General features: G+C 65.9%; 18 protein-coding genes. 6 read left to right on the top strand and 12 right to left on the bottom strand.

From position 1 onward, the window contains the following. Nucleotides 1-28: 28 nt before the first annotated feature. Together Q7O19_RS07820 and gshB are read left to right on the top strand one after the other, a co-directional pair. Nucleotides 29-826, top strand: a complete 798-nt coding sequence (locus Q7O19_RS07820; RefSeq protein ID WP_303809731.1) for a transglutaminase-like domain-containing protein — start codon at nt 29-31, stop codon at nt 824-826. 13 nt (nt 827-839) lie between these two features. Beyond that, nucleotides 840-1796, top strand: a complete 957-nt coding sequence (gshB, locus tag Q7O19_RS07825) for a glutathione synthase (RefSeq protein WP_303809732.1) — start codon at nt 840-842, stop codon at nt 1794-1796. A gap of 3 nt (nt 1797-1799) precedes the next feature. Here gshB and Q7O19_RS07830 read toward each other — a convergent pair whose 3' ends face one another. The 9 genes from Q7O19_RS07830 to Q7O19_RS07870 form a co-directional block, all read right to left on the bottom strand. Continuing rightward, the gene (locus tag Q7O19_RS07830) at nt 1800-2198 is read right to left on the bottom strand and encodes a hypothetical protein (protein WP_303809733.1); all 399 of its coding nucleotides are present in this window, start codon (nt 2196-2198) and stop codon (nt 1800-1802) included. 44 nt (nt 2199-2242) lie between these two features. Next, on the bottom strand, nt 2243-2965 hold the full coding sequence (gene gloB, locus Q7O19_RS07835; RefSeq protein ID WP_303809734.1) for a hydroxyacylglutathione hydrolase: 723 nt from the start codon (nt 2963-2965) through the stop codon (nt 2243-2245). Nucleotide 2966: 1 nt separating this feature from the next. After that, nucleotides 2967-3383 carry a VOC family protein gene (locus tag Q7O19_RS07840; protein WP_303809735.1) on the bottom strand — a complete coding sequence of 139 codons (417 nt, stop codon included), beginning with the start codon at nt 3381-3383 and terminating at the stop codon, nt 2967-2969. Next, nucleotides 3380-3826 (bottom strand): thioesterase family protein, encoded by a 447-nt coding sequence (locus Q7O19_RS07845; RefSeq protein WP_303809736.1) that lies wholly within the window; start codon nt 3824-3826, stop codon nt 3380-3382. Before Q7O19_RS07845 ends, Q7O19_RS07840 begins: the two co-directional genes overlap by 4 nt. Then, nucleotides 3826-4626 carry a lipopolysaccharide assembly protein LapB gene (locus Q7O19_RS07850; protein ID WP_303809737.1) on the bottom strand — a complete coding sequence of 267 codons (801 nt, stop codon included), beginning with the start codon at nt 4624-4626 and terminating at the stop codon, nt 3826-3828. Before Q7O19_RS07850 ends, Q7O19_RS07845 begins: the two co-directional genes overlap by 1 nt. Next, a complete protein-coding gene (locus Q7O19_RS07855) occupies nt 4623-5348 on the bottom strand; it encodes an alpha/beta fold hydrolase (protein WP_303809738.1) in 726 nt (241 codons plus the stop codon). The genes Q7O19_RS07850 and Q7O19_RS07855 overlap by 4 nt, the downstream gene beginning before the upstream one ends. 30 nt (nt 5349-5378) lie before the next feature. Next, nucleotides 5379-7175 carry a gamma-glutamyltransferase family protein gene (locus Q7O19_RS07860; protein ID WP_303809739.1) on the bottom strand — a complete coding sequence of 599 codons (1797 nt, stop codon included), beginning with the start codon at nt 7173-7175 and terminating at the stop codon, nt 5379-5381. A gap of 6 nt (nt 7176-7181) precedes the next feature. Next, complete coding sequence (locus Q7O19_RS07865) at nt 7182-8471, bottom strand: Xaa-Pro peptidase family protein (RefSeq protein WP_303809741.1); 1290 nt, start codon at nt 8469-8471, stop codon at nt 7182-7184. A 134-nt stretch (nt 8472-8605) separates the two neighbouring features. Beyond that, complete coding sequence (locus tag Q7O19_RS07870) at nt 8606-9043, bottom strand: hypothetical protein (protein WP_303809742.1); 438 nt, start codon at nt 9041-9043, stop codon at nt 8606-8608. 156 nt (nt 9044-9199) lie between these two features. On the opposite strand from Q7O19_RS07870, the gene thrS reads away from it, so the two are divergent. Beyond that, nucleotides 9200-11200: a threonine--tRNA ligase gene (gene thrS, locus Q7O19_RS07875; RefSeq protein WP_303809744.1), complete on the top strand. Its 2001-nt coding sequence runs from the start codon at nt 9200-9202 to the stop codon at nt 11198-11200. A 3-nt stretch (nt 11201-11203) separates the two neighbouring features. On the opposite strand, the gene Q7O19_RS07880 is transcribed toward thrS, so the two are convergent. Then, nucleotides 11204-13300, bottom strand: a complete 2097-nt coding sequence (locus Q7O19_RS07880; protein ID WP_303809745.1) for an alpha/beta fold hydrolase — start codon at nt 13298-13300, stop codon at nt 11204-11206. Between the two features lie 150 nt (nt 13301-13450). Between Q7O19_RS07880 and Q7O19_RS07885 the strand changes: the two genes are divergently transcribed. The 3 genes from Q7O19_RS07885 to Q7O19_RS07895 all read left to right on the top strand — a co-directional run bounded on the left by Q7O19_RS07885 (nt 13451) and on the right by Q7O19_RS07895 (nt 16426). Beyond that, nucleotides 13451-13894, top strand: a complete 444-nt coding sequence (locus Q7O19_RS07885; RefSeq protein WP_303809747.1) for a cytochrome c — start codon at nt 13451-13453, stop codon at nt 13892-13894. A gap of 1 nt (nt 13895) precedes the next feature. Next, entirely contained in the window at nt 13896-14792 is an 897-nt protein-coding gene (locus Q7O19_RS07890; protein ID WP_303809748.1) for a cytochrome c, read from the top strand. Between the two features lie 131 nt (nt 14793-14923). Further along, on the top strand, nt 14924-16426 hold the full coding sequence (locus Q7O19_RS07895) for a TolC family outer membrane protein (RefSeq protein WP_303809749.1): 1503 nt from the start codon (nt 14924-14926) through the stop codon (nt 16424-16426). 51 nt (nt 16427-16477) lie between these two features. On the opposite strand, the gene Q7O19_RS07900 is transcribed toward Q7O19_RS07895, so the two are convergent. Together Q7O19_RS07900 and argB are read right to left on the bottom strand one after the other, a co-directional pair. Then, complete coding sequence (locus tag Q7O19_RS07900; RefSeq protein WP_303809751.1) at nt 16478-18484, bottom strand: S9 family peptidase; 2007 nt, start codon at nt 18482-18484, stop codon at nt 16478-16480. Between the two features lie 292 nt (nt 18485-18776). Further along, nucleotides 18777-19682, bottom strand: coding sequence for an acetylglutamate kinase (argB, locus tag Q7O19_RS07905; RefSeq protein ID WP_303785246.1), 906 nt, complete (start codon nt 19680-19682; stop codon nt 18777-18779). Nucleotides 19683-19808: the final 126 nt, after the last annotated feature.

The following is a 19808-nucleotide window of genomic DNA, read 5'->3' on the forward strand; positions in this document are numbered from 1 at the left end:
ACCTGGTCGCCATCTGGCGGGAAGAGGCATGATGTTACTGGCAACAATCGGCCTGATGGATGAAGCCGATATCGACGTGATCGAAGCCGGCATCGCGTTGAGCCTGGCTGACAATCCGCGCGCGGATGCCGACAGGCTGCGCCGGCTGATGACGGGCTGGGCCGTCAGCCTGCAACGCGATCTGGCCCCCTCCACCGCCAAGGGCCGCGCCTTGCGGCTGGCCAGCCTGATCGCTGGCGAAGCCGGTTTGACCGGCGACACCCAGGATTATGACAATCCGTTGAATGCCGATCTGGTGGCGGTGGCGACACGCAGCCGCGGCCTGCCGATCAGCCTGTCGATCCTCTATGTCGCGCTGGCCCGCCGCATTGGCTGGCGGGCCGATGCATTGGCCCTGCCCGGCCACGTGCTGGTGGAAGTGCATGGCGGCGGCGAATCGGCCCTGCTCGATCCATTCGATCACGGCATCAGTTTGACGGCAGCCCGCGCCGCCGACATTGCCCGCCAGGCCGGCGGCGCGCCGGTTGCCGGCGGCTTTCCGGCGATGAGCACCCGCCAGATGCTGGTGCGGATGGTGTCCAACCAGGCCAGCCGCGCGCGACTGAATGGTGATATCGGGCGGGCGCTGATGCTGTATGAACGGCTCACCACCATCGCGCCGGATCAGGGCGGCTTGTGGTGGGAACGCGCCCGGCTGGAACAGCGCATCGGCCGCCTTGCCGCCGCCCGCGCCAGCCTTACCGCCATGCTGGAAACTACCCATGACGCCCAGGTGGGCGAACGCATCCGCGCCACACTCGCTACGCTGGCAAGATCCGAAAATTGAAAAGGCCTGCCCAATGACCATGCGCGTCGCGGTTCAGATGGACCCGATCGAAACCATCAATATCGGCGGCGATTCCAGTTTCGCCCTGATGCTGGAAGCCCAGGCGCGCGGCGCCACGCTGATCCATTATATGGCCGATGATCTTTCGGCCGAGAACGGCCGGGTGCGAGCCAAGGCCCGGCCGCTAAAGGTGATCAACCAGGCCGGCGCCCATTATGAATGGCTGGGCGATCCGCGCACGGTCGATCTGGCGGATGAGGCTGACGTGGTGCTGATGCGCCAGGATCCGCCGTTCGACATGGGCTATATCACCGCCACCCACTTGCTGGAGCAAATCCAGGACCGGGTGCTGGTGGTCAACGATCCCGCCGAAGTGCGCAACGCGCCGGAAAAATTGTTCGTGCTGCGCTTTCCCGATCTGATGCCGCCGACATTGGTCACGAAAAGCCTGGAAGAAGCCATGGACTTCCGCGCCCGCCACGGCGCCATCGTGGTGAAGCCGCTCTATGGCAATGCCGGCACCGCGGTGTTCCTGATCGACAAAAACGACGGCAATCTGCCGGTGCTGGTTGAACTGTTCAGCAGCGTGTGGCGCGAGCCGTTCATGGTGCAGGCGTTCCTGCCCAGCGTATCCGAAGGCGACAAGCGCATCGTGCTGGTGGACGGCGAACCGGCCGGCGCCATCAACCGCTTGCCGAAAAAGGGGGAAATCCGTTCCAACCTCGCCGCCGGCGGCAGCGCCCAGCCGACCGAACTGACGGCACGGGAACAGGAAATCTGCGCACGACTGGGCCCCGAACTCAAAAAGCGCGGCCTGATCTTCGTCGGCATCGACGTGATCGGCGGCTTCCTCACCGAGATCAACGTCACCTCCCCCACCGGCATCCGCGCCATCGACCGGTTCAACGGCACCGACACGCCGGCGCGCATCTGGGATGCGATCAAGGCCAGACTCGACAACCGCGCCTGAGGGTCAGTCTTCGGATTTGGTGTTCTTCGGCGGCTTGGGCGGCGGCCCCGCAACGCGTTCCCAGCTGCCAAAGCCGCAGCCGCCGAAATTGACGCCGCCCAGGTTGAAATCGATCACCTGCACGATGTCGCCGCGGCATTGGCTGCCGATCGGGCTGCTGTGCACCAGCGCACGGCGCGGTTGCAGGGTGGGGCATTCCATGGTGTTGCGCCACCAGCGGCCATCGCGCAGCCGGGCATACCATTTGCCATCAGGCGCGGCCTGCGCTTGCAGGATGCTGCGGGTCTGCAGACAATCCCTTGTCTCGGCTTTGAACTCGGCTGGCTTGCCGGGTGGATCGTCGCCGGCCAGTGCCGGGGTTGCCGCGACCAGCGCAGCAAGAAGGAGCGCGTTTCTGATCATGCCTGCCGTAATGCCCTCCGCTCGCTGTATCATCGCTGAACACATCATCCGCGTAAATTGTCCTTGGCGCTGCGCCGCCGCGCCAGCTCGGCCACGCTGCCGGCGCGCACGAACGGGTTGGTTGCCGCTTCCATGGCCAGACTGAAGGGCACGGTGGGATCACCGCGCTCGCGCAGCCGGTCCACGGCTTCGGCGCGCCGCACCAGCGCATCGTTCTCTGGCTCCACCGTTAGGGCAAAGCGCGCGTTGGACTGGGTATATTCATGCGCGCAATACACCAGCGTGCGCGGCGGCAACGCCATGAACTTGGCCAGCGCGGCGTGCATCTGTTCGGCCGTGCCTTCGAACAGGCGGCCGCAGCCCATGGCAAACAGCGTGTCGCCGCAAAACAGCGCGCCTTCGAAGGCATAGGCATTGTGGCCCGCCGTGTGCGCCGGGCAATCGATCACGCGGCCGATGTTGCTGCCGATTTGCACCGTATCGCCTTCCACCACGGCACGGCTGATGTGCGGTATCTTGGCAGCCTCGGCCTGCGGGCCAGTTACCATTGCACCCGTGGCGGCCACGATATCGGCATTGCCGCCCACATGATCGGGATGCCAGTGGGTGTTCAAGATCTGGGTGATTTTCCAGCCCCGGCTGGTCGCGGCCTCCAGCACCGGGCCGGCGACTGCGGGGTCGATCACCGCCGTCTCACCGCTGGCGGCATCATGGGCCAGCCAGACATAATTGTCATGCAGCACCGACACGCCAACGATATCAAGCATCTTACCAGTTCCCGATGTTGGGTGCCGACACCCAGGGTTCCGCCGCTGGCAGCGCCGGGCCGGCCTGAAGCAATTCCACCGAAATCCCGTCCGGCGATTTCACGAACGCCATGCGGCCATCACGCGGCGGCCGGTTGATGGTCACGCCGCCGTCAATCAGGCGCTGGCACGCCGCATAGATATCATCCACCGCATAGGCGAGATGGCCGAAATTGCGCCCGCCGGTATAGCCGCTCTCATCCCAATTATGAGTCAGCTCGACCTGGGCGTCTTCATCGCCGGGTGCCGCCAGGAAGATCAGGCTGAAGCGCCCGGCCTCGTTATCGATGCGGCGCAATTCCTTCAGGCCCAGCAATTCGAAGAAGCGCAGCGTTTCCGCCACGTCCGACACGCGGATCATGGTGTGGAGATATTTCATTTCAGAGCGCGTCCTTCAAAGGCTTCGAACAGGGCCACCACGGCATCCGGCACCGGCGTCGGCCGACCGCGCGGTTCATCCACATGCACCTGCACTTCGGTGCCGCTGGCGCGCAGATCGTCAGCGCCCGGTCCATTCGCCAATCCGTGAACTTCAAACGCGAAACTCAGCGACGTGCGGCCGACCTTCTCGCAGCGCACGCAGATCGCCATTTCCTCATCGAGCAGGATGGGGGCGTGATAGACGACCTCGGCCTTCACCACGTGCAATTCGGGCGCGCCCTGCAGGTTCGGCTCCGGATAGAGACCGGCAGCACGGAAATATTCAGTGATGCCGATATCGAAATATTCAAGGTAACGGCTGTTGAACACCACCGCCTGCGCGTCCACCTCGGCATAGCGGGCGCGGGCATTCCAGACGAAACGATAATCTGAGCGAGCCATCAGCGAGGTGTAGCAGGCAGCGCGCCCTCCGTCAGTGGTTTTTCAGGCAGGGCGGCGTTCATGCGACCAAGCGCGGCGGCCGCTGCCTGCCCTGCCGGCGTATCGGGCGCGTCGGCGGCCGCCGCTTCCCAAGCCTGACGGGCCAGCGCCGTGTCCCCCTTGGCCGCAGCGATATTGCCGGCTTCCAGTTCGACATCGGCGGAGCCCGGTGCCAGCGCAGCGGCCTTCAGCAGCGCGGCTTCGGCAGTCACCAGATCGCCGCAGCGCCGGGCCAGTGTCGCCTTCAGCAGCCACGGCGTGAAATATTCCGGCGAAAGCGTGGTGGCGCGGGTGAGATCGGCCATCGCCAGATCGGGCTTGCCCGCTGCCACCTGCGCTTCGGCGCGGGTGGTGAGCAGATCGGCTTCGGCGCGCGGGCTGAGTTCGGCGCCGCCCGGCCGGGCCAGTGCCCGCGTCAGAAAGCGCACAGCGTCGGCCGGCTGCTCGGCAATCATCGCCGCGTCTGCCGCCTGCCGCCACAGCGCAATGGCCTGGCCGTCGCGGGCGGACTCGCTGGCTTCGCCGGCGGCTTCATAATTCTTCAGCGCCGCCTCGTGGTGGCGGGCGTGCATCTGGGCCACGGCCAGGCAATGGCGCGGGGCCACGCCGCCGCCTTCGATGCGCCAAGCATAGGCCATCTGCATGGCCCGCGCCGGATCCTTGGCAGCCAGTTCGATACAGGCGGCATAGCGCGTCGGATCGGACGGTGCCGACCATGCCGGTACAGCGGCCAACAGAGCCAGAAGGGCCAGATGCTTCAAAGCAGTTCCTCGACGATGGCGATCAGCGCGGAAATATCGGCCTCGCGGGAAAGGCGATGATCACCATCCTTGATGAGCCGCACCTGAACTTCGTCGCTCTGCAGCCGCGCCGCGATGTCGAGCGACAGGCGCCAGGGCACCGCCTCATCGCGCTGGCCGTGCAGCAGCCGCACCGGCGCGGTGATGCCGATCTGGCCATCGAGCAGCAAATGGGTCCGCGCATCATCGATGAGGGTGCGGGAATAGCGATAGGGTTCACCATAATCGGATGGGCGGGTGAAATAGCCTTGCGCCTCGAGCTGCCGCCGCTCGGCCTCGCCTAGCTTGAGCCCCCAAACGGTGAAATCCGACGCCGCCGCCACGCCCACCAGCCCGGCCAGCCGATCCTTCAGCGCCCGGCCCGCCAGCAATGCGATCCAGCCGCCCATCGAGCTTCCGACCAGCAGCACCTTGCGCACCGGCCAGACATGATTGACCAGCGCCAGCACATCATCGGTCCAGCGGCCGATGCTGCCATCAAGGAACTCGCCGCTGCTGGCCCCGCAGCCCGAATAATCCAGCCGCAGAAATGCCTGGCCCTTGGCGCGCGCCCAGTCGCTCAGCGCTTCGGCCTTCGATCCGGTCATGTCGCTCATGTAACCGGGCAGGAATACGACGAGCGGCCCCACCCCCGGCGTGAAGCGATAGGCAAGTCTGGCGCCGTTATGGGAAAGGCTGCTCATGCCATGCCGCATAAGCCAAGCATCACCCCGTTACCAGCCGGCGGCCTGGCCATCCTTGCGGTGATCGGACCCGGCGCGATAGACCGGCTTGCCATCATTGTCCTTCTCGATGCGGATCGCCTGATAGCCCCCCATCGCTCCACTGCTGGGCGGACCCAGGCGGTGTCCCATCGCCTTCAGATCGGCCCCCACTAGCGCATCCAGCGCTGGCTCCAGCGTGAGCTGGTCAGACACCTGGCCATGGCGGAAGCGCGCCATATCGGTCGCCATCTGCACATTGGCACCCAGATCAAGCATGTTGACCAGCACCTGGCCGTGCCCCTGTGCCTGCATGTCACCGCCCATCAGCAGCAGCGACAGCAGCGGCGCACCATCCTTCATCACGAAACCGGCCGCCAGCGTGTGATAGGGCTGCTTGCCCGGCGCGATGATGTTGGGGCTGGCCGGATCAAGGCTGAACTGCACGCCGCGGTTGTGCAGGATCAAGCCATAGTCCTTCACTGTAAGGCCGGAACCCCATACGGACGAGATGGAATTGACCATCGCCACCACATTGCCATCCGCATCGGCCGTGGCCAGCACCACCGTATCGCCGCTGCGATCGGCCGGGCCTGGTTTGGTGACGGCGGCGCGCACCGGGTCGACACGGACGCACAGGCTGGCGGCATAGGACTTCGATATCAGCCGTTCGACCGGCACCTTCGAAAAGCGCGGATCGCCGTTCCACGCCGCCAGATCGGCATAGGCCAGCTTCTTGGCCTCAATCAGATAATGCCAGTAGCGCGGGCTGCGCGGCCCCAGGCTGGCAAGCGTCTGCCCTGGCGACCAGACCGGCACACAGGCTTCGAGGATGTTGAGCATTTCGAGCGCGCCCCAGCTTTGCGACGGCGGCGGCAGCTCGAAGATGTCGTGGCCCTGGTAACGCGTCTGCACCAGATCGACCCAGCGGCCGGCATAACCGGCCAGATCAGCCGCCGTCATGGTGCCGCCCAGCGCTTGCGATTTGGCAATGATCGCCCGCCCGATGTCACCCGTGTAAAAGGCGCTGGGACCGTCCTTGCGCAGCAGCGCGAATGCGCGGGCGAGGCCCGGATTGCGGAACATCTCGCCCACCTTTGGCCCCTTGCCGCCGGGCGTCCACACCGCCAGCGTATCGGGATCATGATCGGTGCAGCAGGCTTTCAGCGGCAACGCACGGGGCAGCGGCGTCCAATCATCGGCGATGCGCGGGGACACCGGAAAGCCATCGCGCGCGTAATATTCCGCATCGGTCAGCACATCGGCAAAGCCCATGGAGCCAAAGCGTTTCAGCGCCGCATCCCAGCCCCACACCGCGCCCGGCACGGTAACGGTGAGGATGCCAGCGGGCGGCATGCCCGAACCCAGCGTCCAGTTCTTGGGATCCCTGCCATAATCCAGCTCGGCATAACGCGCTGGCGTCGCCCCGGTGGGCGCGGTGCCAGCGGCGTTGAGGGCGTAGAGTTTCTTCTCCTTGGCCACCCAGACGATCATGAACAAATCGCTGGCAATGCCGGTGCTGAACGGTTCGACCACGCCCAGCACCGCCGCCGTGGCCACGGCCGCATCCACCGCATTGCCGCCCTTGCGCAGGATGGCGAGACCGGCCTGGGTGGCCAGTGGCTGGCTGGAGGTGACCATGCCGTTGCGCGCGATCACCTCGGCCCGGCTTTGCGCCGCCCAGCCTTCGGTGCGGCCACCGGCTACGGCGGCACAGGCCGGTTCCGGGCAGCGTGCCTCTTGCGCCAGCGCTGGCGTTGCCCACGTCAGGCCAGCGAGCAGGCCCAAACCGATTATCCGCCGCATCATCTCACTTCACCCCCGCATTGCCGCTTCGATCTCGGCGATGCCGCGCGGGATGCCGGCCGACATCCGCTCCGATCCCGCTGCCGTGACCAGATATTGATCCTCGATGCGGATGCCCTGGTTAGCGGACTGGGTGTACAGCCCCGGCTCGATGGTGATCACCGCGCCGGCCGGGATGGGCTTGGAGCGGTCGAACGGGTCATGCACATCCAGCCCGACATAATGGCCAAGGCCGTGGATGAAATCGTCGATGCGCCCGGCGCGGCGGAACACCTGCTTGGCGGCGTCTTCGAACGCGTCATAACTCACCCCGGCTTTCAGCGTCGCCTCGGCAGCGGCCTGGGCGGCCAGCACCAATTCGTAATCGGCGCGCTGCGTTGCCGTGAAGCGGCCATTGGCCGGAAAGGTGCGGGTGACATCGCAGGCATAACCATCCACCGCCGCCGCGGCATCGATCAACACCAGATCACCATCCCGGATCGGGCCAGTTTCCGCCACATAATGCAACGATGCGGCGTTGCGCCCGGCCGCCACGATGCTGTTGTAGGCAAGGCCGGTGCCGCCGGCATTGGCAAAGCCCTCCTCCAGCACGCGGCGCAGCTGGCGTTCCGTCATGCCCGGTTTCACGGCCTTCATCGCCGCCAGATGGCCGGCGCGCGTGGCGACCATGGCCTTGTTCAGCCATTCCAGCTCGCGCGGTTCCTTCACGCTGCGCATCTGGGTGAGCAGGCCGGACTGGTCGCGGATGCTGGTGCCGGGCACGCGGGCCATCACCTTGCTGTACAGCTCCAGCGCTGCCGGCACTGGCGCATCGGCCGATACCACTGGTCCCAGGAAATGCAGTTCCTTGGCGCGTGGGGCGAGCTGTGTGACCACCCCGCCCAGCCGCGCCGTGCGCTGCACGCGCTGCACACCGGTGCGCTGCTCGATCAGCGAGCCCAGCGGCAACCGCTCCACCTCCCAACGCTCGGTTTCGACATCACGCGACGGCAGGAACAGAAATTCCTTCACCACCGCCTCGCCGGGCGCCAGCAACAGCACCGCGCCTGGCTCGTCGCTGATCCCGGTGAGCCAGGCGAAGTCGCCGTTCTGGGTAAAGGGCGCGGCGATGGTGTTGTCGGGCGCGCCAAAGGCGGTGGCGCCATGGATCACCGCCAGCCCTGTTTTCAGCTCCGCCATCAACCGCGCACGGCGGGCGCGGTAGACCTCGGGGGCAAACGGCCTTGTGCCCAGCGGTGTGCCAAAGCCCGGTCCAGGCAGGATCTGCGCTGCGGCATCGGCCGCGGGCAAGAGGGACATGGCGGCGGCACCCGCCAGAAACTGCCTGCGTTCCATTGCTATTTCCCCAGATCAACCCTGGGCTGAAGGTGGCAGATGCAGGGGGCATCGTCCAGCCGCCAGAACCGCCGCGCGGATACCTGCCCGTGCGCCCGTCAGACCAACCAGGATTGCGGCACCGGCCGGGGCAGCGCCTTGGCAAGATCGGGCAGCGACTGTGGGGCCAGCGACACACCGTCGCCGCCCACCGCCCACAGGGCAGTGCCAATCAGGGCCAGCAGTGCCAGCAGGATCACCACCAGCCGGCGCATGGGATTGGGCGGCGGCAGCAACGGCAAATCATGGACCCAGCTTTCGGGCGGCGGCAGCGTGTCGAAGCGGATGCGCCAATCCTTGTTGTCGGTGCGGCGCAGGTTCAGCCCGTCATCCCGGCGCACGCGGGCGATGGGGATGGCGCTGATATTCGCCTCCACATTGATCACCAGCCGCGTTTCATGCGCCGTCACCACCACCTCGTCACGACGGCCATCGCACAGCAACAGGCCCGAGAGGGGCCGGCTCTTGGCACTGCGGCGGGTGGGCGGGGCTGACATTGGCACGAACCCTGCCAAGACACGGCCCTGACTGCAAGTCGCCTTGCCGCCGCGCCTTGCAGGCCTGGCGCGCTGAAGGGTGGCGGGAGCCGGCTTTTTTGGCTAAGCGCGGCGGGCCGCTGCTTGGGCGGCACTGTTCGCAATCAAAGGCCACCAATGTCCGATCTCATCACCCTCACGCTTCCCGATGGTTCGCAGCGCGAAGTCGCGCGCGGGACTACCGGTGCGGACGTGGCGGCAAGCATCGGACCGGGCCTGGCCAAGGCGGCGCTCGCCGCCAAGCTTGATGGCGAACTGGTCGATCTGTCGCGCCCGATCGAGAGCGATGCAGCGCTCGCGCTGGTGACGTCGCGCGATGAAGCCGACGCGCTGGAACTGGCGCGCCACGATTTCGCGCACGTGCTGGCCGAAGCGGTGCAGGGCCTGTTCCCCGGCACGCAGATCACCTTTGGCCCGTCGACGGACGATGGCTTCTATTACGACTTCGCACCCGCCCCCGGCCGCGGCCCGTTCACCGAAGATGACCTGCCGGCCATCGAGGAGGCGATGCGCGCCATCATCCGGGCCGACAAGCCGCTGCGCCGCGAAGTGTGGAGCCGCAGCCAACTGATCAGCCGCTGGAAGCAACAGGGCGAGAATTTCAAGGCCGAATGGGCCGCCGAACTGCCGGGTGACGAAGATCTGACGGTCTATTGGTCGGGCGATGACTGGCTCGACATGTGCCGCGGGCCGCACCTGCCCTCCACTGGCAAGCTGGACCCGCAGGCCTTCAAGCTGACGCGGGTTTCGGGCGCCTATTGGCGAGGCGATCAAAAGAACGCCATGCTCAGCCGCGTCTATGGCACCGCCTGGCTCAACAAGAAGCAACTCGACGCGCACCTGCTGCGGCTGGAGGAAGCCGCCAAGCGCGACCACCGCAAGCTGGGCCGCGAGATGGACCTGTTCCACCTGCAGGAAGAAGCCCATGGCAGCGTGTTCTGGCACCCGCGCGGCTTCATCATCTACCGCGAGTTGGAGGCCTATATGCGCCGCCGGCTGGACCCGGCCGGATACCAGGAGGTGAAAACCCCGCAGATCATGGACGCGCGCCAGTGGGAACAATCCGGCCACTGGGGCAAATATCGCGAGAACATGTTCGTCATCCCCGACGAAGTGCCCAACACCGAGGATGAAGGCCCGGTGGTAAGCAACGACGCTCAGTGGATGGCCTTGAAGCCGATGAACTGCCCGGCGCACGTGCTGATCTTCCGCCAGGGCATCAAATCCTATCGCGATCTGCCGTTGCGCATGGCCGAAATGGGCTGCTGCCACCGCAACGAACCGCACGGTGCGCTGCACGGCCTGATGCGCGTGCGCCAGTTCACGCAGGACGATGGCCATATCTTCTGCCGCCAGGATCAGATCGTGGCCGAAATCGCGGCGTTCTGCGATCTGCTCGACGTGGTCTACAAGGATCTGGGCGGGTTCAGCTATGCCATCAAGCTGGCGCTGCGCCCCGAGAAGCGCTTCGGCAGCGATGCGATGTGGGACTGGTCCGAACAGTCGATGCGCGATGCCGTGAAGGCCACGGGGCGCGACAACGCCGATTGGGGCTGGGAAGAACTGCCCGGCGAAGGCGCCTTCTATGCGCCCAAGCTGGAATTCCACCTGACCGACGCCATCGGCCGCACGTGGCAGGTCGGCACGATCCAAACGGACACGGTGTTGCCGGAACGGCTCGACGCGTCCTATGTGGGCGAAGACGGCAGCCGCCATCGGCCGGTGATGCTGCACCGGGCCATATTGGGCAGTTATGAACGCTTCATCGGCATCCTGATCGAGCATTTCGCCGGCTGGTTCCCGACTTGGCTGGCGCCCTGCCAGGCCGTGGTGGCGACCATCGTTTCGGATGCGGATGACTATGCCGGCACCGTGGCCGACACGCTGCGCAAGGCCGGCATCCGGGTGGAAACCGATCTGCGCAATGAAAAGATCAACCTGAAGGTGCGCGAGCACAGCCTGCAGAAGGCGCCCTACATGCTGGTCGTCGGCCGCCGCGAGGCCGAAGAAGGCACGGTGGCGTTGCGCAGCCTGAAGGGCGGCGAGCAGAAGGTGATGCCGCTGGCCGAAGCCGTGGCGCTGATCAAGGCGGACGCGACACCGCCCGATCTGCGCTGAGCTTTACGGCTTCAGCTGCCGCTCCAGATAGTCGGCGGTGGCGGCATTCACCTGGTGCCAGCCGGCATGGCGTAGGAAATCGTGGATTTCGTTCGGGATGATCAACTCCTCGAACGACACGCCACGAGCGCGCAGTTCAGCGGCCAGCGCGATCGTCTGATTGATCCGCACGTTGCGATCATCATCGCCGTGGATCAGCAGCACCGGGCTGCGCCAGCCGGCCACATCGGCCAGCGGCGATGACGTCCAGGCGGTCTGCAGAGCCTTGTCGCGGTTGGTGTCGCCATAGCTCTTGATGCCGGTGCCCAGCGTTTCGATCATGGTGCGCGACCAATCGTGCACGCCATGGATATCCACCCCGGCCTTGAACACGTCGCTGTTGCGCCCCAGCGCCTGCGCGGTGAGCAGGCCGCCATAGCTCCCGCCCCAGATGCCGATGCGGGCGGGATCGACATCGGCGCGTGATTGCAGATAACGCGCACTGCTGATCACATCCTGATATTCGCTCGCGCCGCGCGGGCCACCGGTGGCCGGGTGCTGGAAATCCCAGCCATAGCCGATGCCGAGCCGATAATTGACCGACAGCACCACGAAGCCGCGGCTGGCCAGATATTGGTTCAACGCATAGGCGTTGGCGTAATAGCGCATGGAACTGAAACCGAGCAGCATCTGGCGCGGCGGGCCGCCGTGCACGAACACCACGGCCGGGCGCTTGCCGGTCGCTCCGGCGGGCCGGAACAACTGGCCGTGGATGGTGGTGCCATCGGGCGCTTTCCATGTGACTTTTTCCGGCATCACCATGGCGGCCCCGGCGAAATCCGCCGGTGCGGCCTGCCCGGCCAGCGTGGCACAACGCGGCGCGCACCATTGCACTGCGCCTGCATCGCGCGCGCTGGCGGCGATCAACGCCACGCCATCATTGGTGGCGGCCGGAGTCCATTCCAGCCCGGTGCCGCTGGTGACAGGAACGGCCTGCCCGCCGCCCACCTTAACGCTGAACACGTGGCGGCGGGTGTCGTCATCCACTGCGGCCCCCGTGTTGGCCGAATAATAAAGCGTGCTGCCATGCGGGCTGAGCGCCACATGTTCGACCATGAAACCATCGCCAGTCAGCCGGGTCGCAGCGCCGCCACTGGCCGGCACCGTGTAAAGCTGCTGCCAGTTAGTGGCCGCCGACAGGAACACCAGCCGATCGCCGGCCGCCCAGTGCAGATTGGCGCCGCCTGTCACATCCGGGAAGCTGTCGCGCAGGGCCGTGCCGCTGGCCCAGGCCTGCCGCGCCGCACCGGTGGCGGTATCGGCCACCATGATCGCCCACGGCTGCGGTTCAAACGCCAGGAACCGGCCATAGCCATCCATCCCGGTCCAGCGCCGGGTGAAGGCGATACGCTTGCCGTCCGGAGACCAGGTCGGGCTGCCATCGACACCGCTGGCGGCCTGCAAATAGGTGATCGGCAGGGCCGGCCCGCCAAAGATGCCGATCAGGGCATGGCCTTCGCGGCGCGAGACATAGGCGAGGCGGCTGCCATCGGGTGACCACGCCATGTCGGCGATGCGGCCGCGATCAAAGAAGGCCCGCGCGAAATCCTTGCCATCGGCACTCACCGTCCACACCTGGCCGGCCTTTTCGCAGGCGATCACGCCTTTGGCCGAAATCGCCGGCGCGTCGCATTCGGCCAGCGGCTTTGCCGGTGTGGCGCCACTGGTATCGGCGCGCCACAGCATCACCTTGGGCTCATCCGGGCTGGCATCGGGATTGGGCGCCAGATTGCCGGCCGCCGCCCAGTTGCCATCCTGATCGCCGCCGCGCACGAAGAACAGCGACTGGCCATCGGTTGCGAAGACCAACTGCGTCAGTTCCTGGCCGTCATCTTCGGCAAAGCCGGTCACCTGCACCGGCTGGGCAGCGCTGCCGCTGGCGACCCAAATGTTGCGCACGCCCGCCACTTCGCGCACCCAGGCGATGCGCTTGCCATCAGGGCTGGAGACAAGACCGGATGTGAAGGGATAGGCCATCGCCCCCTTCAGGCTCATCGGCGCCGCCGCGGCTGGCCCCACCAGGCCCCACAGCATGGCTCCGGCGATCAGCAGCGTGCGCATCGGCGTTCCCCCATTTTGTCGCGATCATGCCGCAAGCCGGCGCAAACACAACCCAAACCGCCTCCTGCGCCAATTGCGCCATTGGCGTTGGCGGCCGGCAAGGGATATGAAGAATGTCAGCCGTAGTGGCCTGAAAATGGGGAGACCAAGATGATGCGTGCCGTTCTTGCTGCCGTTCTGGCAACCACCGTGATCCTGCCAGCCACCGTCGCCACTGCCGGCCCGATTGAAGATCGCAAGGCGATCATGAAGGGCAATGGCCGCGACACCAAGATGGGCGGCGACATGCTGAAGGGCGTCACGCCGTTTGATGCCGCCACCGCCAACAAGATCCTCGCCAACTATGCCGCCGCCGCCAAGGCCTTCCCGGCGCATTTCCCGGCCACTTCCAAGACCGGCGGCGAAACCGAAGCCTCGTCTGCGATCTGGTCAATGCCGGCGGACTGGAAGATCGCCACCGACAAGTTCCAGAAGGACACGGTCGCCGCTGCGGCCCTGAAGCCCACCGACGCCGCCAGCTTTGGCAAGGCGTTCGGCATGGTCACCGCCAACTGCAAGAGCTGCCACGAAGGCTTTCGCATCAAGAAGGGCTGAGATGAAGCGACTGCTGGCAGGGCTGGCCGGGTTTACGCTGCTGGGCGCGCTGGCGGGTCTGTTCGTCACCGCGCCGCAGCCGCTGTCACCGACTGAACGGGCGCAGCGTCCGGGCGATCCCGCCCGCGGCGCGCGTCTGTTCCACGCTGGCGGCTGCGCGTCCTGCCATGCCGCCAAGGGCGCCAAGGGCGATGCGCGCCTGGCGCTGGGCGGCGGCGCGCCGCTGGTGACGCCGTTCGGCAGCTTCCAGCCGCCCAACATCTCGCCCGGCCCCGATGGCATCGGCAACTGGAGCCTGGCCGAGTTCGACAACGCCATGCGCCGCGGCATCAGCCCGGATGGCCGGCATTATTATCCGGCCTTCCCCTACACCAGCTATGCCCGGATGACCCCCGGCGACATCGCCGATCTCTTTGCTTATCTCACCCGTCTGCCTGCCGTTGCCGGCAAGCCCGCCGCCGGTGATATCCCCTTCCCGTTCAACATCAGGCGCGGGATCGGCCTGTGGAAGCTTCTGTATCTTGATCCCGCGCCAATCGTGGCCCTGCCCGCAAATGCCCCAGCCGATGTGAAGGCTGGCCAGTATCTGGTGGAAGGGCCAGGCCATTGCGGCGAATGCCACAGCCCGCGTGACCAGTTTGGTGGCCCCGATCATGCCCGCTGGCTGGCCGGTGCGCCTGATCCTGAGGGCAAAGGCCGCATCCCGAACATCACGCCGGGCAAGCTGGCGTGGAGCGCCGCCGAGATCGCCGACTATCTGAAAACCGGTTTCACGCCCGATTATGACAGCGTGGGCGGCACCATGGTGGAAGTTCAGGCCAACATGGCTGAATTGTCCGATTCCGACAGAGCCGCCATTGCCGCCTATCTGAAGGCCGTGCCAACAGTGAAGCCGTGACAAATTTGGTCGTTGCTCAAATTCGCGCGGTGGGCCACTTGGCCAGCGGCTGTCTTGTCTCTATACGGCACCTTTGAGAGGGGCGATGGCCGGCCTTTTCACGACAGGCCAGAATGTAAGGAAAACCGTGAATGCAGACGCTTGGTCTGGGGGCAAGCCGTCCCGCCCGCTCCGTTGTTGCCGCCGCTCTGCTCGGCGTGTCGCTGTTCGGTCTGTCTCCGGCTGCCGCTGAAACACTGCAGGGCGCGCTGGCAAAGGCCTATCAGACCAACCCGACGCTGAACGCCGCCCGCGCCAACCAGATGGCGACTGACGAGAATGTGCCGATCCAGCGCGCCGCCGGCCTGCCTGCCGCCACCGTCAATTCCACCTTCAACGAAAACGTGCTGATCCCCGGCGGCCAGTTCATCATCATCCCGCGCTCCATGCAGACGCAGGGCCAGTTGACTGTGCCCATCTATCAGGGCGGGCTGGTGAAGAATGGCATCAAAGCCGCCGATGCGCGTGTCGCGGCCGGCGAGGAAACGCTGCGCGCCACCGAAGCCAGCGTGTTCAGCCAGGTTGTCGCCGCTTACAACGACGTGCTGCGCGACACCCAGATCGTTGAGCTCAACCGCAACAATGTGAAGAACCTCGAGGTCAATCTGCGCGCCACGCAGGATCGGTTCGAAGTCGGTGATCTGACCCGCACCGATGTCGCCCAGTCCGAAGCGCGGCTTTCCCAGGCCCGCGCCGATCTGCGGAACGCTGAAGCCAATCTGATCGGCTCCAAGGAACGCTACATCCAGCAGGTGGGTGAAGTGCCCGCCGATCTGTCGCAGCCGCCGCCCCTGCCCGGCCTGCCGACCGATGTTGGTGAAGCCGTGGAAATCGCGATCAAGGAAAATCCCGATATCGCCGCCGCAACGAAAAACAGCGAAGCCGCCGGCTTTGACGTGAAGGCCGCCCGCGCCGGCCGGCTGCCCACCCTGTCCGGCTTCGGCACGGTCAGCCGCAATGACAATTTCGGCGGCGCCATCGTGCCGCCTGGCTTCCCTGCACAGCCTTCGTCCCAAACTTCGGCCGTGATCGGCGCCCGCGTGGCACTGCCGATCTATCAGGGCGGCCGGCCTTCGGCGCAGATCCGCCAGTCCCAGGCCCGCAAGACAGCCGCGATGGAAAACCAGATCGGCACCGAACGCGGCGTCGTCCAACAGGTTCGCTCGGCCTTTGCCAGCTGGAAGGCCAGCCTTGACGTGATCAAGTCTGCCGAAGCCGCGATTGCCGCGAACAGCCTCAGCCTCGAAGGCGTGCGCGCTGAAAATGGCGTGGGCAACCGCACCATCATCGAAGTGCTGAACGCCGAACAGGAACTGATCAACACCCGCGTGCAGTTGGCCACGGCCCGCCGCAACGCCTATGTCGCCGGCTTCACGCTGCTCGCCGCAATGGGCAATGCCGAAGCCCGCGATCTCGATCTGCAGGGCATCACCCTCTACAACGCCAAGGACAATTACGCCCGAGCCAAGGGCCAGTTCCTCGATTGGACCGGACGCGACGCCCCGATGATCCGCTCCACCCGCACGGTGGCAACACCGGCGCAGGATGCCGCCATCATCGCCGGTGAAGACGCCAGCGTGGTCGCGGCGAAGTAAGGCTGGGCAGGGGCTGAGCCCCTGCACCCGCTTTCGTTTCTGGTCAGCCCATTACGGCGCCGAGGCCAATCGCGGCTTCAACCAATCCACCCAGCGCCGCCACACATCGCGGGCACGGATCGGATCGGCGGGGCTGTGGCCAGGCACTGGATAGGCGACGAACTTCACTGGCACCTTGTTATCGGATAGCGCGCGATAGAGCTTGTAGGCCTGCGGGATCGTCACCCGCCAATCGCCGACATCAGACATGATCAGGGTGGGTGCCCGCGCCTTCCACGCCTGGAAGATCGGCGATTGGCGCGAATAGCTGGCCATGTTGTCGCCCACGAAGGGTGACGGGCCATATTGCGCCGCCCGCCCGCGATTGCTGTCGGCCGTGGTATATTGATCAACGATATCGGTCACTGGCGCGCCAGCCACCGCCGCTTTCCACGCCTGCGGATACGCCCCGATCAGCCAGCTCGTCATCATCCCGCCGTAAGACCAGCCGCTTACGGCCATACGCTTGTCGTCAATCAGGCCGCGCCGTTTCAGTTCGGCAACACCAGCCATGATATCGCGGCCCGGCCCGGCAGTGGCGTCGCGGATGATCGATTGCTGGAACTTGTAGCCCCGGTTGTTGCTGCCGCGATAATTGGGTTCCAGCACGATCCAGCCCTGCGCGGCCAATATCTGCGACGAGGTGGTGAAGGTCTGCAGCGACGCTGAAACCGGCCCGCCGTGGATGTAAAGCACCAGCGGCCGCTTCTCGCCGGGCTTGTAGTCGGGCGGATAGGTGATGACGCCATCAGCGGTATAGCCGTCGCTTTTCCACGTCAGCGTTTCCTGCCGGCCCACCGTCACGCCGTCGGTCACCGTCTGCAGGCTGGTCAGTTGCGCGGGCGGCTGGCCCCCAAGCTGCGGATTTGGTGCCGGCAGCATGAACAGTTCGGCTGGGCGGGTGGCGGTGGAGGCCGTGAAGGCGATGGCGCCATTGCTGCCGATATCGGCACTGGCCGGATTGAGGCCGCCCAGATCAAGCTTCGTCGCCTTTCCATCCCGGGCCAGCCACAGGCCATTGCTGGTGCCATCGCTGCCGCTCAGCACCACGGTCTGGCTGTCGGGCAACCAGCCCACCAGTTCCACGGCCACATCCAGATCAGGCGCGGCATCGCGCGGGCTGCCGCCCGATGCCGGGGCGATCATCACCCGGGCCTGGTGCGCCGGCACGCCATCGCGCGCCATGCCGAAGGCCAGACTGCGACCATCGGGCGAAAGCGCCGGCACGCGCACGCTGGTGGGGGTGGGCAACAGCGGCTGCAGATTACCCGTTGCCACATCCACCCGCATCAGACGGCTGCTGTCGGCATCGCCGGTGGCCGGCGTTTCGGCCTGCACGAAGATCAGGCTGGCGCCATCGGGGGTCCAGTTCAGCTGGCTGGGCGCACCGGTGGGCGGGAGCCCCAGCGGCAACGAACGGGAACCGCTGGTGAGCCGCTTGGTGGCGCTGGTCGCCACATCGACCGTCCAGATGTGGATCGGCTTGCGCGCCGCGCGATCGAGGAAGCTGTGGTTGCCCACTTCAAATCCGTCTTCAAAGCGGGCGTCGCCGGTCTTCTCCGGCTCCTCATCGGCGGCGGCAAAAGCCAGCGTGGCCCCATTCGGCGCCCACGCAAACTGCGTCACCGGCGTCTTGCCAATGGTCAGCTGGAGGGCATCGCCGCCATCCATCGACAGCACATGCACCTGCGCGCGGCCGCCCGCGTCCTGCGCCAGGAAGGCGATGCTGCGGCCATCGGGCGACCAGCGCGCACTGCCCACGCCCATGCGGCGGCTGAGCACGCGTTGCGCCTTGGTCGCCACATCGATCAGGGTGAGTTCGCCTTCCCAGCGATTGTCCTTCAGATTGGCGCGGCCCACCACACTGAGCACCGCCTTGCCATCCGGCGACAATTGCGGATCACCGATGCGCACGATCTTGGGCAGATCATCAGCCGAAAAGCGCCGTTCCTGCGCCAGCGCCGGCATACTGAGCAAAGTCGCGCCAACCAGAGCCGCGCGAACCGTGGAAATTATCATGATACTCCTCTTTGCGTTCAGGCTAGCATGGGCCAGGAACGCCGACAACAGATGAGCGGTGATGGGCCGGAGAAGGAAAAGGGCCTCCGGCGGCCAGGGGCTGAGCCCCTGGCCCGCTCTTGTTTGGCGCGGCAAATAGGATGAGGGCGCCCCTCGCGCGTTTCAGGTCGGCAATGCCTGTCCTACAGCGGCACTTTGGCCTTATGCTGTGCTGGCTCTTTCTACCGCAGGTCCGTTTTTTCGCAGTCCGTGCGCGCACCCGCGCACAAGCAGAATCCGTAACCTTTGTAACCTACAGCGCCGCCCTGACGAGCGTGCCTGCGCCCTTGCGGGTGAAGATTTCGAGCAGCAGCGCGTGCGGCACCCGGCCATCGAGGATGACGGCGGCATCCACCCCGGCATCCACTGCAGCAACGCAGGTTTCCAGCTTGGGGATCATGCCGCCGGTGATGGTGCCATCGGCGATCAGGCCGGCGATGCCGGACGGTGTCAGATCGGTCATCAGCGCACCCTGCTTGTCGAGCACGCCGGCCACATCGGTCAGCAGGAACAGGCGGGCGGCATTCAGTGCGCCGGCAATGGCGCCGGCCATGGTATCGGCGTTGATATTATAGGTGTGGCCATCCTTGCCCACTGCCACCGGCGCGATCACCGGCACGATGCCGGCGCTGGTCAACGTGTCGATGATGCTGCGGTCAACGCTGGCGGGTTCTCCCACGAAACCCAGGTCCACCGCCTGTTCGATGGCGCTGCCCGGATCCTTGGTGGTGCGCTCCACTTTGATGGCGGTCACCAAACCGGCGTCCTTGCCGCTGATTCCCACGGCGCGGCCACCGGCCTGGGCGATGTGCGCAACGATTTCCTTGTTGATGCTGCCGGCCAGCACCATTTCCGCCACTTCAGCCGTGGCCGCATCCGTCACGCGCAGGCCGTCGACAAAGCGGCTCTCAATCCCCAGCCGCTTCAGCAGATTGCCGATCTGCGGCCCGCCGCCGTGCACCACCACCGGGTTGATGCCCACGGCTTTGAGCAGCACGATATCCTCGGCAAAATCGCGCGCCCGCTCCGCGTCGCCCATGGCGTGGCCGCCATATTTCACCACAAATGTCATGCCGGCATAGCGCTGCAGATAGGGCAACGCCTCGATCAGCGTTTCCGTCTTGGCCAGCATGTCCGGGTGGGGGGCGTGTGCGCTCATGGAAAATTGCCTTATTGGGGATGGCCGGGGAGTTCCAGCACCATCTTGCCGCCCACCGGCACGGCCGCCCACTGCGCGCTCACCTCGGCCATGCGGGCCCGGATGGCGGTCAGCAGTGCGCCGGTG

The sequence above is a fragment of the Sandarakinorhabdus limnophila DSM 17366 genome (assembly GCF_945882885.1).
Taxonomy (GTDB): Bacteria; Pseudomonadota; Alphaproteobacteria; order Sphingomonadales; family Sphingomonadaceae; genus Sandarakinorhabdus; species Sandarakinorhabdus limnophila_A.

Coding starts and splice junctions, on each gene's coding strand:
- Q7O19_RS07820 (WP_303809731.1), top strand. CDS start 29: ATGATGTTACTGGCAACAATCGGCCTGATGGATGAAGCCGATATCGAC.
- gshB (WP_303809732.1), top strand. CDS start 840: ATGACCATGCGCGTCGCGGTTCAGATGGACCCGATCGAAACCATCAAT.
- Q7O19_RS07830 (WP_303809733.1), bottom strand. CDS start 2,198: ATGATCAGAAACGCGCTCCTTCTTGCTGCGCTGGTCGCGGCAACCCCG.
- gloB (WP_303809734.1), bottom strand. CDS start 2,965: ATGCTTGATATCGTTGGCGTGTCGGTGCTGCATGACAATTATGTCTGG.
- Q7O19_RS07840 (WP_303809735.1), bottom strand. CDS start 3,383: ATGAAATATCTCCACACCATGATCCGCGTGTCGGACGTGGCGGAAACG.
- Q7O19_RS07845 (WP_303809736.1), bottom strand. CDS start 3,826: ATGGCTCGCTCAGATTATCGTTTCGTCTGGAATGCCCGCGCCCGCTAT.
- Q7O19_RS07855 (WP_303809738.1), bottom strand. CDS start 5,348: ATGAGCAGCCTTTCCCATAACGGCGCCAGACTTGCCTATCGCTTCACG.
- Q7O19_RS07860 (WP_303809739.1), bottom strand. CDS start 7,175: ATGATGCGGCGGATAATCGGTTTGGGCCTGCTCGCTGGCCTGACGTGG.
- Q7O19_RS07865 (WP_303809741.1), bottom strand. CDS start 8,471: ATGTCCCTCTTGCCCGCGGCCGATGCCGCAGCGCAGATCCTGCCTGGA.
- Q7O19_RS07870 (WP_303809742.1), bottom strand. CDS start 9,043: ATGTCAGCCCCGCCCACCCGCCGCAGTGCCAAGAGCCGGCCCCTCTCG.
- thrS (WP_303809744.1), top strand. CDS start 9,200: ATGTCCGATCTCATCACCCTCACGCTTCCCGATGGTTCGCAGCGCGAA.
- Q7O19_RS07880 (WP_303809745.1), bottom strand. CDS start 13,300: ATGCGCACGCTGCTGATCGCCGGAGCCATGCTGTGGGGCCTGGTGGGG.
- Q7O19_RS07885 (WP_303809747.1), top strand. CDS start 13,451: ATGATGCGTGCCGTTCTTGCTGCCGTTCTGGCAACCACCGTGATCCTG.
- Q7O19_RS07890 (WP_303809748.1), top strand. CDS start 13,896: ATGAAGCGACTGCTGGCAGGGCTGGCCGGGTTTACGCTGCTGGGCGCG.
- Q7O19_RS07895 (WP_303809749.1), top strand. CDS start 14,924: ATGCAGACGCTTGGTCTGGGGGCAAGCCGTCCCGCCCGCTCCGTTGTT.
- Q7O19_RS07900 (WP_303809751.1), bottom strand. CDS start 18,484: ATGATAATTTCCACGGTTCGCGCGGCTCTGGTTGGCGCGACTTTGCTC.
- argB (WP_303785246.1), bottom strand. CDS start 19,682: ATGAGCGCACACGCCCCCCACCCGGACATGCTGGCCAAGACGGAAACG.